Here is an 880-nt window from a genome sequence, read left to right on the forward strand (position 1 = left end):
GGACCTGTCCGGGATTTTGTGGGCGGGGCATATCATGAGAGGTAAAAGTCATGGATATGCCGATGCCGAAAAAACGAACAGCCGCTGCGCAGGCGGCGGAGCGGGGCCCGCTGCCGGACCTGCCCAAAGAACTGCTTGACCAGTTGGTTACTGGTCCAATGACGCCAGCCGAGGTGCAGAACCTGATGCTGGCCTTCAACAAGGCACTCATCGAGCGCGCCATGGGTGCTGAGATGAATTTGCACCTGGGTTACCCGTCCGGACAGCCCAAGCCACCTGGACAGGCCAACGAGCGCAACGGTGCCAGCGGCAAGACGGTCATGACGGAGCGCGGCCCGGTCCGGGTCGAAGTGCCTCGTGATCGCGACGGTAGCTTCGAGCCAATCCTGATTCCCAAGCACGAGCGCCGCTTTACCGGTTTCGATGAGCGCATCATCGCGATGTACGCGCGCGGCATGAGCGTACGCGAGATTCAAGCGTTTCTGGCAGAGAGCTACGGTACCGAGGTGTCTCCCGATTTCATCAGTTCGGTAACCGACGAGGTCATGGCCGAGGCTTTCGCCTGGCAAAGCCGGCCGCTCGAAACGATGTATCCGGTGGTGTTCTTCGACGCGCTGCGGGTCAAGATCCGCGATGACGGAATCGTCAGCAACAAGGCCGTGTATCTGGCACTGGGCATCCAGGCTGACGGCCAGCGCGACGTGCTGGGGCTGTGGATCGAGCAGACCGAGGGCGCCAAGTTCTGGCTCAAGGTATTCAATGAACTGAAGGTACGCGGCTGCCAGGATATTCTGATTGCCGTGGTTGACGGTCTGAAAGGACTTCCCGAGGCAATCGGCACGGTTTATCCCCAGACTACCGTGCAGACCTGCATCGTGCA

Annotated in this window: 1 protein-coding gene; it reads left to right on the forward strand. The window is 60.3% G+C overall.

Going from position 1 to position 880, the window contains the following annotated elements:
• Positions 1 to 62 precede the first annotated feature (62 nt).
• Positions 63 to 880, forward strand: an 818-nt coding sequence (locus AC1RQF_RS33375; protein ID WP_492874399.1) for an IS256 family transposase, incomplete at its 3' end; no start/stop codon positions are given.

This window comes from Burkholderia sp. GW821-FHT14F03 (assembly GCF_058803765.1).